The organism is Cnuibacter physcomitrellae, from assembly GCF_014640535.1.
Lineage (GTDB): Bacteria > Actinomycetota > Actinomycetes > Actinomycetales > Microbacteriaceae > Cnuibacter > Cnuibacter physcomitrellae.
Genome location: NZ_BMHD01000001.1, coordinates 1636194 through 1650010 on the forward strand (window position 1 = coordinate 1636194; position 13817 = coordinate 1650010).

At 71.4% G+C, this 13817-nt stretch carries 11 protein-coding genes; 5 read left to right on the forward strand and 6 right to left on the reverse strand.

What is annotated here, in order from left to right; all coding sequences use genetic code 11:
- Nucleotides 1-15: 15 nt before the first annotated feature.
- Nucleotides 16-972, reverse strand: a complete 957-nt coding sequence (locus tag IEX69_RS07615) for a DUF6578 domain-containing protein (protein WP_157127251.1) — start codon at nt 970-972, stop codon at nt 16-18.
- Here IEX69_RS07615 and IEX69_RS07620 point away from each other — a divergent pair.
- On the forward strand, nt 955-1821 hold the full coding sequence (locus IEX69_RS07620; RefSeq protein WP_085020437.1) for an LLM class F420-dependent oxidoreductase: 867 nt from the start codon (nt 955-957) through the stop codon (nt 1819-1821). The two genes, IEX69_RS07615 and IEX69_RS07620, sit on opposite strands and share 18 nt — an antisense overlap.
- Nucleotides 1822-2030: 209 nt before the next feature.
- Here the strand turns inward: IEX69_RS07620 and IEX69_RS07625 are convergent, their stop codons facing one another.
- Both IEX69_RS07625 and IEX69_RS07630 read right to left on the reverse strand, forming a co-directional pair.
- The gene (locus IEX69_RS07625; RefSeq protein ID WP_085020438.1) at nt 2031-2627 is read right to left on the reverse strand and encodes an HhH-GPD-type base excision DNA repair protein; all 597 of its coding nucleotides are present in this window, start codon (nt 2625-2627) and stop codon (nt 2031-2033) included.
- Nucleotides 2628-2701: 74 nt separating this feature from the next.
- Complete coding sequence (locus IEX69_RS07630) at nt 2702-3520, reverse strand: MBL fold metallo-hydrolase (RefSeq protein WP_085020439.1); 819 nt, start codon at nt 3518-3520, stop codon at nt 2702-2704.
- Nucleotides 3521-3595: 75 nt separating this feature from the next.
- Between IEX69_RS07630 and IEX69_RS07635 the strand changes: the two genes are divergently transcribed.
- Entirely contained in the window at nt 3596-4123 is a 528-nt protein-coding gene (locus IEX69_RS07635) for a GNAT family N-acetyltransferase (RefSeq protein WP_085020440.1), read from the forward strand.
- 216 nt (nt 4124-4339) lie between these two features.
- The gene (locus tag IEX69_RS07640) at nt 4340-5284 is read left to right on the forward strand and encodes an aldo/keto reductase (RefSeq protein WP_085020441.1); all 945 of its coding nucleotides are present in this window, start codon (nt 4340-4342) and stop codon (nt 5282-5284) included.
- Between the two features lie 338 nt (nt 5285-5622).
- On the opposite strand, the gene IEX69_RS07645 is transcribed toward IEX69_RS07640, so the two are convergent.
- Nucleotides 5623-7008: a glycine--tRNA ligase gene (locus IEX69_RS07645; RefSeq protein ID WP_085020442.1), complete on the reverse strand. Its 1386-nt coding sequence runs from the start codon at nt 7006-7008 to the stop codon at nt 5623-5625.
- A gap of 179 nt (nt 7009-7187) precedes the next feature.
- Here IEX69_RS07645 and IEX69_RS07650 point away from each other — a divergent pair, with 179 nt between their 5' ends.
- A complete protein-coding gene (locus tag IEX69_RS07650; protein ID WP_085020443.1) occupies nt 7188-8516 on the forward strand; it encodes an alpha/beta hydrolase in 1329 nt (442 codons plus the stop codon).
- A gap of 135 nt (nt 8517-8651) precedes the next feature.
- Here IEX69_RS07650 and IEX69_RS07655 read toward each other — a convergent pair whose 3' ends face one another.
- Nucleotides 8652-9698, reverse strand: a complete 1047-nt coding sequence (locus IEX69_RS07655; protein WP_085020444.1) for a malate dehydrogenase — start codon at nt 9696-9698, stop codon at nt 8652-8654.
- A gap of 223 nt (nt 9699-9921) precedes the next feature.
- Nucleotides 9922-10875, reverse strand: coding sequence for a non-homologous end joining protein Ku (gene ku / locus IEX69_RS07660; RefSeq protein WP_085020445.1), 954 nt, complete (start codon nt 10873-10875; stop codon nt 9922-9924).
- A gap of 86 nt (nt 10876-10961) precedes the next feature.
- Here ku and IEX69_RS07665 point away from each other — a divergent pair, with 86 nt between their 5' ends.
- Nucleotides 10962-13670, forward strand: a complete 2709-nt coding sequence (locus tag IEX69_RS07665; RefSeq protein ID WP_085020446.1) for an ATP-dependent DNA ligase — start codon at nt 10962-10964, stop codon at nt 13668-13670.
- Nucleotides 13671-13817 lie beyond the last annotated feature (147 nt).

Here is a 13817-nt window from a genome sequence, read left to right on the forward strand (position 1 = left end):
AGGCGCGTGGCGGCGCTAGCGCCAGGGCGCGTAGCGCCTGGCGGGTGCGCGGAGGCGATCCGGTCCTCCGCCGATACGCACGAATGTGCCCGCGGGGAGTTGCTCGACGTCGCTCCACTTCTCCCCATCGGCGGCGGTGACATGCGTCGAACGCGATCGAATGCCTCTTCCGTCTCGAATGCCACCAGCCGCCACGGCCGACGCCAGACGATCGAGCTCGGCGATACCCGCGATGTCCAGAGGCAGCCTCCAGCTACCCATTCCCGCGTGGACGGTCACTGTGCCATCTCGGACGAACCACCGGAGCTCGGCGCCCCTCGCCGTGCGAGGAATGAAGGTCGCTCCGAGAGGGCCGGATCCTGCCACGAGGGTGGCACGACCCTGCGTGGCAGCGATGAAGCTCTCGTAGAACCGACCGAGAGCCTTGCCTGCCGGCGACGCCAGCAGCGATCTCCCGGCTTCCGCGCGGGCTTGCAGCAGATCCGGGACGAGCGCGGGAAGCACCTCCTGCCGTTCCGGCGGCAGGTCGTCGGGATCGATCTCGAGCTCGACCTCATAGGAGGTCTTCCTCTCGGCGGCGTCGTCGTCACGATCGGCAGACTGCACCTCACGCCGCGACTCCCTCGAGGGATCGTTCGTCCTCCCGAACGTGCCCGGCACCTCTCGCTCTGCCTGCCGCACCACGACGATCCGCCGTACGACTCCCGTGACCTCGTAGAGCGAGACCTCGTCATCGGGCGTGTACTCGTTGAACGTCGCCACGAGACGCCTGTGGTCGAGGCCCGGACGGTCAGCTGAATAGACCACCCAGGTCACGACATCGTCGACAGAGAACGGCTCGCCTCCGCTCTGCAGCTCCCAGAAGGCCATCTCCACGTCCACGATCACGCCGCTCACGATACTCAGCGGAAGGACCCTTGCGTTCGAGCGCGGTCGAAGGTGTGGGATGGGAGCGTGAAACTCGGCATCCACTTCATGAACTTCACCCTCGACACCCCGGCGGAGCAGGTCGCGCCCGTGCTCGCCGACACCGCGCGCGTGGCGGAGGGGATCGGCGCGGAGTGGTTCACCATGATGGACCACTACTTCCAGATGGAGCAGTACCGCACGGCGCACGATCCGATGCTCGAGGGGTACACCTCGCTCGGCTTCCTGGCCGGTGTGACCGAGCGGATGCGGCTCTCGCTCATGGTCACGGGCGTCACCTACCGCTACCCCGGGCTGCTGGCGAAGATCGTCACGACGCTCGACGTGCTGTCGCAGGGGCGTGCGATGCTCGGGATCGGCGCGGCCTGGTACGAGCGCGAGCACCTGGCGCTGGGTGTGCCGTATCCGCCGATCGGGCAGCGCTTCGAGATGCTGGAGGAGACGCTCCAGATCTGTCTCCAGATGTGGAGCGACGACGAGGGCCCCTACACCGGCAAGCACTACTCGCTCGCGGAGACCATCAACGTGCCGCAGTCGGTGCAGCGACCGCACCCGCCCATCCTCATCGGCGGTGGCGGCGAGAAGAAGACCCTGCGCCTCGTGGCCCAGTACGCGGATGCGTGCAACCTGTTCGCCGCCGCGCCGGAGGACGTGGCGCGGAAGCTCGACGTCCTGCGCCGCCACTGCGACGACCTCGGCCGCGACTACGACGCGATCACGAAGTCGGTGATGGGGCCCGGGGATCCCACGACGGACCCGGACGGGTTCCTCCGCACGATGGAGGCGTACGCAGCGCTCGGCGTCGAGGTCGTCGAGGTGGCGCCGCAGGGCGGCGACCCGGTCTCCTGGGTCGGCGCGCTCGAGCCGCTCGTGCCCAGGCTCGCCGCGCTGTAGGACGTCGCCCCGCCGGCCCAGACGGTGGTGGACGCGGCGCTTCGGCGCTCGGCGGTGACCGCCGCGCTGTGCATGAAGCCGCCGCGGACGACAGTGAGCGCAGAAAGGTCGCCTGAGAGCTGACACGACGCCGTCTACGCGTCGTGATCGCTCTGAGGCGACCTTTTCGCGGCGGACCCGAAGGGCTGCGGGCGATGCCCGGGTCCGACTCAGGCGGAGGCGACCTTCGCTGCCGCCTTCGCCGCCCGCTTGGTCTCGCGGACCTTCGTCAGCGACGTGGGATCGACGATGTCGGCCACCGACCGGAACGCCCCCTCCTCGCCGTAGGCGCCCGCCGCCTCGCGCCAGCCGCGCGGCTCGACCCCGTACTGCTTGCCCAGCAGCGCCACGAAGATGCGGGCCTTCTGGTCACCGAAGCCGGGCAGCGCCTTCAGGCGCCTGAGCAGGGTGGCGCCGTCCGGGTCGCCCTCCGTCCAGAGGGCGGAGGCGTCGCCGCCCCAGTCGTCGACGATCGCCTGGCAGAGCGCCTGCACACGCCCGGCCATCGAGCCCGGGAACCGATGCACGGCGGGGGTCTGCGCGAACAGCGCCGCGAACGTCTCGGGTGGCGCGGAGGCGATCGCGGCCGCATCGAACGAGCCGAGACCGTCGGCGCGCATCCGCTCGCTGATCTTCAGCGGCCCCGCGAAGGCGGTCTCCATCGCGACCTGCTGGTCGAGCAGCATCCCGATCAGCAACGCGAGCGGATCGTCCGAGAGCAGCCGGTCGGCCGCCTCGTCGTCGGTGATGTGGAGCGCGGGGGTCATGCGTCCATGGTCCCATGCGACCCCGGGGCCGTCGAGAAGAGCGCGTCGGCCCCGCCGCGGCCCACGCGGGCCTCTCAGTCGAGCGGCATCTCCCCGTTGATCCACGCGATGTACCGCTCGAACGACCGCGCCACCGACTCCGACGCCCCCGACTCGATCACACGGAACGCCCCGTACAGCCGGTCGAACTCCAGCGGCGAGACGACGTCGAGGATGCGCCGCAGCGCCTTCTCCGGCAGCGGGATGTAGTTCGGATAGCTGCGCATCGCCGACACCGTCGCCAGGTCGGCGTTCACCCCGATCGTGTCGCCGGTGAGCAGCACCCCGCGCCCCTCCGCCCCCGATGCCCAGTGCACCACCGAGCTGCCGGCGAAGTGGCCGCCGCACGCCAGCATCCGCACGTCGGGTGCGAGCTCGACCTCGTCGTCCCACAGCTCGATCACGGGGTCGGGCCGGCGGATCCACCGCTCATCGGCCCGGGCGACGTACACCGGCACCCCGCCGAAGGCGTGACTCCACTGGATCGAGGATCCGGTGAGGTGCGGATGGCTCGACGCGATCGCGTCCACACCCCCGAGGGCGCGCACCTCGGCGACGCCCTCCTCGTCGAGGAAGCCCGGCGGCTCCCAGAGCAGGGTGCGTCCGCCCGAGCGCAGCAGCAGACCCCGCTGCCCGATCCCGAGCTCGGGCACGCAGTCGACCGCGTACAGGTCGGGCTCGAGCTCGCCGACCACGATGCGGTAGCCGCGCTCGGCGAGGTCCTCGCGCGTCGTCCACGCCTGACCCGACCTCGGCACCCACTGCCGTTCGTCGCTGCAGATCGCGCACTCCGTCGGCGGCTGCGGCGTGTCCGGATGCTCGATGGCGCAGGTCGCGCACGTCCAGATGGTCATGGGGTCACCCTACGCGCGCGCCCTCGCGCGGCGGTCAGCACGCGAGGCGGGCGCGGCGCGCGTAGGGTCGGCGTCATGGAGCCCGAGATCCTCGCCGCGCACGACGGGTTCGTGGTGCGGCGCACGGTGGAGGAGGACTGGGCCGAGGTCCGCGCCCTGCGCCTCGAGATGCTCGACGACACCCCGCTCGCCTATCTCGAGACCACCGAGCACGCCCGCGGGCGCCGCGAGCGGGACTGGCGCGAGCGGGCCAGGGAGGGCTCCTCGCCCGAGGCCATCACCGCCGTGGCGATCACCGCCGACGGGCGGTGGGTGGCGTCGATGACCTCGAAGATCCCGCTCGGCATGAGACGCCCGTACCTGCTCGGCGTCTACGTCGCGCCCGGGTTCCGCGGGTCGGGCGGGGTCACGGATGCGGTGCTCGCCGAGATCGAGCGCTGGGCCGCCGAGCGCGGCGACGTCCTCATGCTCGACGTGCACGAGCGCAACGATCGTGCTCGCGCCGCCTACCGCAAGCGCGGCTGGGTCGAGACGGGCCACACCTTCCCGTACCCGCTCGCCGCCGGCGGCCTCGAGGTGGAGATGCTGAAACCGCTCCGCTGACGGCTGCTGCCCGTCGACGCGGACCCCGCCGCCCGCATCCGGCGCGGATCCCGCCTCTCGTCTCGCGGGTCCCGTGGAAAACGCAGGGGACGCGGCCCCTCGTCCACGATGGTGGGACATGGGCTCCCAGCCCCTGCGTTTTTCCGGCCCACCCGGCTCGGATGCCCGGAATCGACCGCATCCACGAGGGCGGGCTCGGGCGAGTAGCGTCGGAGCATGGTGCAGATCGGATCCAGCGACCTCGACGTCTTCCCGCTCGCCCTCGGCGGCAACGTGTTCGGCTGGACCGCCGACCGCCACGAGTCCCTCGCCGTGCTCGACGCGTTCGCGGAGGGCGGTGGCGACCTCATCGACACCGCCGACAGCTACATGTGGCGCAAGCCCGGCAACTCCGGCGGGGAGTCCGAGACGATCATCGGGGAATGGATGCAGACCCGCGGCGCCCGCGACACCACCGTCGTCGCCACCAAGGTGTCCAAGCATCCCGCCTTCCCGGGGCTCTCGGCGGCGAACGTCGCCGCAGCCGCGGATGCGTCGCTCGCCCGGCTGCGCACCGATCGCATCGACCTGTACTACGCCCACGCGGAGGACCCCGCGACTCCCGTGGAGGAGTCGGCGGCGGCCTTCGATCGACTGGTTCGGGCGGGGAAGGTGCGTCACGTGGGCCTGTCGAACTTCTCGGCCGCGTCGGTGCGGGAGTGGCTGGCGGTCGCCGACGCGAACGGGTTCGCCCGTCCGGTGGCGCTGCAGGACCACTACAACCTCGTGCACCGGAACGATGTGGAGGATCACCTCGTGCCGCTCGCTCTCGAGGAGGGGATGTCGATCCTGCCCTACTACGCGTTGGCGAGCGGATTCCTCACGGGCAAGTACCGCTCGAAGGACGACCACCCGGGTACGCGGCAGTCGGCGGCGACCAGGTACGTCTCGCCGCAGGGACTCGAGATCGTGGATGCGCTGGAGGACATCGGCCGCGACCGCGGCGACGCCGCCGCGACGGTGGCCCTCGCGTGGCTGGCGGCGAAGCCCGCCGTCGCCGCGCCGATCGCGAGCGCGCGCACCGTGGAGCAGCTGCCGTCCCTCCTCGCGGTGGGCTCGCTGACGCTCACCCCCGCGGAGGTCGAGCGCCTCGACGCCGTCTCCGCCTGGCCCCGCCCGTAGGGTTCGGCTCGCCCGGGCTCAGCGGCGCTGGCTCTTGGCGCGGCCGGGTGGGGCGGACCGCCTGGGCTCAGCGGCGGCTCGCTTCCGCCCGCTCGGGCGCACGGTGCGGGTTCCGCCCGCCTTCCGCGCCGTCGCCGCCGTCAGCGGCACGACGCGCCGCAGGGCAGGCGGAACCCGCCGCATCCCCCCGCTACCCGGCCACATGCCCCGCCCATCCAGCACCACCCCGCCAGCAGCCATGCCGTGCAGCACCGGCGGGTTCCGCCCGCCCCGCGCGCCGTCGCCGCCGCCGGCGGCACGACGCGCCGCGCGGCGGGCGGAACCCGCCGCATCCGCCCCTACGCGCCGAGGAGTCGGGCGGCGAGGTAGCCCTCGAGCTGGTCGAGGGAGACGCGCTCCTGGCTCATCGTGTCGCGCGAGCGCACGGTGGCAGCGCGGTCCTCGAGGGTGTCGAAGTCGATCGTGATGCAGAACGGCGTGCCGATCTCGTCCTGGCGGCGGTAGCGGCGTCCGATCGCTCCGGCGTCGTCGAAGTCGACGTTCCAGTTGCGGCGCAGGCTCGCGGCGAGCTCACGCGCGACGGGCGAGAGCGCCTCGTTGCGCGACAGCGGCAGCACCGCGGCCTTGACCGGGGCCAGGCGCGGGTCGAGGCGCAGCACGGTCCGCTTGTCGACGCCGCCCTTGGTGTTGGGCGCCTCGTCCTCGTGGTACGCATCCACGAGGAACGCCATCAGCGACCGGGTGAGGCCCGCGGCCGGCTCGATCACGTACGGGGTGTAGCGCTCACCGGTGGCCTGGTCGAAGTACGACAGGTCGGTGCCCGAGGCCTTCGAGTGCGTCGACAGGTCGAAGTCGGTGCGGTTGGCGACACCCTCGAGCTCGCCGAACGCGGAGCCCTGGAAGCCGAAGCGGTACTCGATGTCGACCGTCCGCTTGGAGTAGTGCGACAGCTTCTCCTTCGGGTGCTCGAAGAGCCGCAGGTTCTCGGGGTCGATGCCGAGGTCGACGTACCACTGGAAGCGCTGGTCGATCCAGTACTGGTGCCATTCCTCGTCGGTGCCCGGCTTGACGAAGAACTCCATCTCCATCTGCTCGAACTCGCGCGTGCGGAAGATGAAGTTCCCGGGCGTGATCTCGTTGCGGAAGCTCTTGCCGATCTGGCCGATGCCGAAGGGCGGCTTCTGCCGCGAGGAGTTGAGCACAGCGTTGAAGTCGACGAAGATGCCCTGCGCGGTCTCGGGGCGGAGGTACGCCATACCCGACTCGTCGTCGAGAGCGCCGAGGTACGTCTTCATGAGACCCGAGAAGTTGCGGGGCTCGGTCCAGGCGCCGGGCTGGCCCGTGTCGGGGTCGCGGATGTCGGCGAGCCCGTTCTCCGGCGGGTGGCCGTGCTTCTCCTCGTACGCCTCGAGCAGGTGGTCGGCGCGGTAGCGCTTGTGGGTGTGCAGCGACTCGACCAGCGGGTCGGTGAAGACCTCGACGTGGCCCGAGGCCTCCCACACCTGGCGCGGCAGGATCACGGCCGAGTCGAGCCCCACGACGTTGTCGCGCTGCTGCACCATGAACTTCCACCACTGGCGCTTGATGTTCTCCTTGAGCTCCACGCCGAGGGGCCCGTAGTCCCACGCGCTGCGCGTGCCTCCGTAGATCTCACCGGTCGGGAACACGAAGCCCCGGCGCTTGGCGAGGGCGGTGACGGAATCGAGACGGGATGCGGCGGCCATGAACTCTCCGTGGTTGTCGCGCGGCCGGCTGCACGCGCGAGATCGAGGTCAAGTCTAGTGAAGGGCAGAATGGCCTTCGTGAGCCTCACACCCGACGCCGTCCCAGAGGCGCCCCGTCGTCTCCGGGAGACGAGCGGCCGCCTCCGGGGTCGCGGCCGCGCGCTGCCCCGGTGCCGCGGGTGACGGGATTCTGGGCGCGGGTCCTCGACATCCGCATCGTGGATGGTCCGGTGCTCGTCGGCGTCTACGTCGTCGCGGTCGCGTTCCTCCTCGCGATCGTCGTCCGGCGCCCGGCGAAGCGCTGGCTGCTGCCGGTCGGCATCGCGTTCGGCGCCGGCGCGGTGCTCGGCGTGCTGGTGACCCTGCTGGTGCAGAACGTGCTCGACGTGTTCAACACCCCGATGAGCGTCGAGACCCGCATCTGGATCGCCGCGGTCTTCGCGGGCATCGCGGCCGCCGTCACGTCGGCCGTCGTCTCCCGCGGATGGCGGCGGGTCGTGTCGATCATCGCGGTCCCCGTGTTCGCGCTCACCACCGCCGTCGGGATCAACGCCGACTTCGGCATCGACAAGACCCTCGGCGACTTCCTCGACATCGAGACCCTCCCCGCGCTCGACCTCTCCGCCCTCCCGCCGCACTCCACGAACCCGGCAGGCCCCCTCGTCGACTCGTGGGATCCGCCCGCCGACATGCCCGAGGACGCCCTCGTCGGCACCGTGGAGATCCCGACCCCCGCGTCCGACTTCGACGCCCGCGACGCGGTCGTGTACCTGCCCCCGGCGGCACAGGTGGCGGGCGCGCCCGCGCTGCCGGTCGTGGTCTACATGAGCGGACAGCCCGGCTCCCCCGCCGTCGACGACGTCGGGCAGGTCCTCGACGAGTTCACCGAAGAGACCGGCGGACTCGCTCCGATCGTGGTGGCGGTCGACCAGCTCGGCGGCGACGGCTCGAACAACCCGCTCTGCATCGACGGGTACCAGGGCAACGCCGCGACGTACGTCAACGACGACGTGGTCGCGTTCATCCGGACGACCTTCAACGTGATGCCGGGGCCGGCGTCCTGGGCGATCGCGGGGTTCTCGAACGGCGGCGGATGCGCGATCCGCTTCGGGGCGCTGCATCCGGACGTCTGGGGTTCGGTCATCGACATCTCCGGAGAGCTCGGGCCGTCGCTCGGGAGCGAGCAGGAGACCATCGACGAGGGGTTCGGCGGCGACGCCGACGCCTACGAGGAGCAGCTTCCGCTGACGATCCTCGACTCGCGCAGCTACCCCTCGTCGATGATCGCGGTCTTCACGGTGGGCCAGTTCGACGGCCGCTACGTGCGGGCCTCGAAGGAGCTGTTCGAGGCCGCGAAGGCGGCGGGCATGACCGCGTACCGGTTCGTCTCCTCCGGCACGGGCCACGAGGCCGCCACGATCCAGTTCGGGTTCACCCACGCCTTCAACGTGCTCTTCCCCGTCTGGGGCCTCTCCTCCGGCGACCCCGCCCTCGCCCCACCCGAGTAGCCGCGCCCGCGCCCTCCGCGAGGCGGTGTCATGGGGGTTTGTCCAGGTTTCCGCTGCGAAATCGCCGATACACGACGGAAACCTGGACAAACCCCTCCGCCGTGGGTGGGCGGCACTCGGAGGTGGAGGCCGGGGTCAGGAGGGGAGGAGGCCGCGGGCGGCGACGGCGGCGCGCTCCTCGAGCAGCTCGTCGACGGAGAGGTCGATGCGGCGGCGCGAGAACGCGTTCACGTCGAGGCCCTCGACGACGACCCAGCGTCCGTCGATCGAGTGCACCGGGAACGAGCTCACGATCCCCTCGGGCACGCCGTAGGCACCCGTCGAGGGCAGCGCGACGCTCGTCCATCCGTTCCGCGTTCCGTGCACCCAGTCGCGCACGTGGTCGATCGCGGCGGAGGCGGCGCTCGCCGCCGACGACGAGCCCCGGGCGTCGATGATCTCGGCGCCGCGCCCCGCCACCCGCGGGATGAACTCCTCGGCGAGCCACGCCTCGTCGACCAGGTCGCGCACCGGACGCTCCTCGGCGAGGGCGTGGAACACATCCGGATACTGGGTGGTGGAGTGGTTGCCCCAGATGGTCACGTCGCGCACCGAGGACACCGGCACCTCGAGCTTCGCCGCGAGCTGGGCGAGCGCGCGGTTGTGGTCGAGCCGGGTGAGGGCGGTGAAGCGGTCGGCCGGGATGTCCGGGGCGTTCTGCTGGGCGATGAGCGCGTTGGTGTTGGCGGGGTTGCCCACGACGAGCACGCGCACGTCGTCGGCGGCGTGCGCGTTCAGCGCCGCGCCCTGTGGCCCGAAGATGCCGCCGTTCGCGGCGAGGAGGTCGGCCCGCTCCATCCCGGCGGTACGCGGGCGCGATCCGACCAAAAGCGCGATGTTCGTCACGTCGAACGCGCGCTCGGGCGAGTCCGTCACCTCGAGACTCTCGAGCAGCGGGAACGCGCCGTCCTGCAGCTCGAGCGCCGCCCCCTCGGCCGAGGCGAGGCCCTGCGGGACCTCGAGCAGCCGCAGCCGCACCGGCGTGCTCGCGCCGAGCATGTCGCCCGCCGCGATGCGGAACAGCAGCGCGTACCCTATCTGCCCGCCCGCGCCGGTGACGGTGACCGTGACGGGCGGATGCGCCGCCCGCGTGCTCTCGGTGACGGATGCGGACGGGTGCGGGGTCGAGGACGGCGTGCTCATGCCCCCATCCTCCTCCGCGATCGGGGGCCGGGAGCCGTGGATGCGGTGGGTCGGCCGCTGCGGACGGCGTCGGGACGCTGCGGACGGCGTCGAGAGCGCGGCTGCTGACTCCGTCGCCGTCGAAAGGTACGCTCACAGCTCGCACGAGCCCCTATTCGGGCCGCGCGGGCCGTGAGCGTACCTTTCGACGGCGACCTCGCTCAGGAGAGCGCGGCGACGCGGCTCACGAGGCCTTCGAGCTCTTCCGCGCGGCGGGCTTCTTCGCCGTGGACGACGAGGACTTCGTGGCCGCGGGCTTCTTCGCCGAGGACGACCGCGACGACCCCGACGAGGACGCGGCCTTCTTCGCCGGCGCCTTCTTCGCGGGCGCGGCCTTCTCGCCGTTCTTCGCCCCGCGGCTCTTGTCGACCGAGCGGCGCAGCGCCTCCATCAGGTCGAGCACCTCGCCGCCCTCGTCGTCGTCGCCGGCGCGACCGAACGTCTCGTCGGTGTCGACCGAGTCGCCCTGGTCGAGCTTCGCCTCGATGAGCGTCCGCAGCTGCTCCTGGTACTCGTCGGTGAACTTCTCGGGCTCGAAATCGCTGGAGAACTGGTCGACCAGCGACATCGCCATGTCGAGCTCCCGGCTGGAGACGCGTGTGGTCTCGTCGAGCGCGGGGAAGTTCGCCTCGCGGATCTCGTCGGCCCACAGCAGCCCCTGCAGGACCAGCACATCGTCGACCACACGCAGCGCGCCGAGCCGGGTCTTCTGGCGCAGCGCGAACTGCACGATCGCGGTGCGGTCGGTGGTCTCGAGCGTCTTGCGCAGCAGCGCGTAGGCCTTTGGCGAGGAGGAGTCGGGCTCGAGATAGTAGGACTTCTCGAACATGATCGGGTCGACCTGGTCGCTCGGCACGAACTCCACGACCTCGATCTCGCGGCTCTTCTCCTCCGGCAGCGAGGCGATGTCCTCCTTCGTGAGGATGACGGTGCGGTCGCCGTCGTCGTACGCCTTCACGATGTGCTGGTACTCGACGACCTCGCCGTCAATCTCGCACACGCGCTGGTAGCGGATCCGCCCACCGTCGGCGTCGTGCACCTGGTGCAGGGAGACGTCGTGGTCCTCGGTGGCGGAGTACAGCTTCACGGGCACGTTGACCAGCCCGAAGGTGATGGCGCCCTTCCAGATGGATCGCATGTCCCATTCAACCGCGCAGCCCCCTCCTCCCGCCACGGGGTCCGGCACCCCGTAGCCGTCCGGAGAGGGACGCGCGAGGATGGAGCATGGCCCCGAAGAAGGACGAGCAGGTGGTCACGGTCGGTGGGCACCGGCTGAAGATCACGAACCTCGACAAGGTGCTCTACCCCGAGACCGGGACGACGAAGGGCGACGTGCTGCGGTACTACTCGCAGATCGCGCCCTTCCTCATCCCGCACGCGCGCAACCGGCCGGCCACGCGCAAGCGGTGGGTGAACGGGGTCGGGACGCCCGAGGACCCGGGGTCGGTGTTCTTCCAGAAGGACCTCGACGCGGGGACGCCCGACTGGGTCAAGCGGGTGGAGATCGAGCACTCCGAGGGCCCGAAGACCTATCCGCTCGTCAACGACGAGGCCACGCTCGTCTGGCTCGCCCAGATCGCGGCGCTCGAGGTGCACGTGCCCCAGTGGCGGGTGGATGCGCACGGCCGCCGCAAGAACCCCGACCGGTTCGTCATCGACCTTGACCCCGGCGAGGGCGCGGGCCTGCCCGAGTGCGTCGAGGTGGCCAAGCGCGCCCGCCGCATCCTGACCGACATGGGGCTCGACCCGGTCCCCGTCACGAGCGGCAGCAAGGGCATCCACCTCTACGCCGCCCTCGACGGCAAGCAGACGTCCGATCAGGTGTCGGCGGTGGCTCACGAGCTCGCGCGCGCCCTCGAGGCGGACGACCCCGACCTCGTCGTCAGCGACATGAAGAAGTCGCTGCGCACCGGCAGGGTGCTCGTCGACTGGAGCCAGAACAACGCCAACAAGACGACCATCTGCCCCTACTCGCTGCGAGGACGCTTCCGCCCCACGGTCGCCGTGCCGCGCACCTGGCGGGAGCTGGCCTCGAAGGACCTCCGCCACCTCGAGCTCGACGAGGTGCTGACGCGGATGCGGCGACGCGTCGATCCACTCGCCGAAAGCGCCGACGCGCCCGGTTCGGTGGAGGCGCCGGGCGGCGTGTGGCACTCGGACCGCGGGGCCGACGACCAGGCCGAGGCGCATCCGGGCGAACCCGACAGGCTGACTGTGTACCGATCGAAGCGCGATGCGGCGAAGACGCCCGAGCCGGTGCCCGAGGCGTCGCCCGCCGACACCGGCGGGCGGTCGTTCGTGATCCAGGAGCACCACGCCTCGCGGCTGCACTGGGACTTCCGCCTCGAGCACGACGGCGTGCTGGTGTCGTGGGCGCTGCCCAAGGGGGTGCCGACGGATGCGGGCCAGAACCACCTCGCCGTGATGACGGAGGACCATCCGCTCGAGTACGGCACCTTCGAGGGCACCATCCCCGAGGGCGAGTACGGCGGCGGGACGGTCACCATCTGGGACTTCGGCACCTACGAGCTGGAGAAGTGGCGCGACGACGAGGTGATCGCCACGCTCCACGGCCAGCCGTCGGGCGGTCTGGGCGAACCCCGGAGGGTGGCGCTCATCCGCACCGGCGGCCGCGGAGGGAAGGATCCGAAGAACTGGCTGATCCACCTCATGAAGGATCAGCACAGCGTGGACTGGGACGACCCGGCCTCGGTCGCCGCGTCGAAGGAGCGCACGCGCGGCGGCGCGAAACGCGCCAGCGACGGCGGCGCGAAGCGCGACAGCGGCAGCGGCGCGAAGCGCGAGAGCAGCGGCGGCAGCAGCTCGCGCGAGAACAGCGGCAGCAGCGCCGAGAAGCGGGGCAGCGGCTCGCGCGAGAGCAGCGGCGGCAGCGCCGCGAAGCGCGAGAGCACCGGCGGCACGAAGCGCGCGGCCGCGCCCGCCGCTCACCGCGACCTCTTCGACCGCACGCGCATCCCTTCGCCCATGCTCGCCACCCTCGGCCAGGCCACCGACATCCGCGATGAGGACGAGTGGGCGTTCGAGATGAAGTGGGACGGCATCCGCGCCCTGGTGCTCGCCGACCACGGCAGGGTGGCCCTCGTGACCCGCAACGGCAACGACGTCACCGCCGCCTACCCCGAGCTCGTCGAGGAGCTCGCGGCGGCCACCGCCGACCGCGAGCTGCTCCTCGACGCCGAGGTCGTGGCCCTCGACGCGAAGGGCCGCCCGAGCTTCGGCCGCCTGCAGCAGCGGATGGGGTTGAGCAAGCCGCGCGAGGTCGAGGCGGCGGCCAGGAGGGTCAGGGTCGACCTCATGGTCTTCGACCTCCTCGAGGAGGACGGCGAATCCCTCGTCGACGAGCCCTACGACGAGCGGCGGCGGCGGCTCGAGGACGCCCTGCCCGCCTCCTCCGGACGTCTGCACGTGCCTCCGGCCTTCGACGGCGATCTCGACCACGCCCTCACGTCGAGCCGGGAGCTGGGCCTCGAGGGCGTGATGGCGAAGCGCCGGGCCAGCACGTACACCGCCCGCCGGACGCGCGACTGGATCAAGCTCAAGCACCACCTCGCCCAGGAGGTCGTGATCGGGGGCTGGCGCCCCGGCAACGGACGGCGGGCGTCGCAGGTGGGGTCGCTGCTGCTCGGGGTCCCGGATGCGGAGGGCGGCCTGCGGTACGTCGGTCGTGTCGGCACGGGGTTCACCGATCGTCAACTCGCCGACATCGCGGCGAAGCTCGCCCCGCTCGCGCGGAAGACCTCCCCCTTCGTCGACGTGCCCCGTCCCGACGCGCGTGACGCCCAGTGGGTGACGCCGAAACTCGTCGGAGAGGTCGAGTTCGCGGAGTGGACGGGCGACGACCGTCTGCGTCAGCCGTCCTGGCGCGGCTGGCGCACCGACAAGGAACCCTCGGACGTCGTCCGCGAGGGGTGACCCGCGGACCTCGACACCGACGAGACGACGCCGGCGGGCCGTGGAGCCGACGGCTGCACGTCATGCCGCGCGGAGGCGCTCCCCGCCTCCGCCGCAGCGGGGCCGAGTCCTGCACAGCCGCGCATCCGGCGCACGGATGTGCACAGT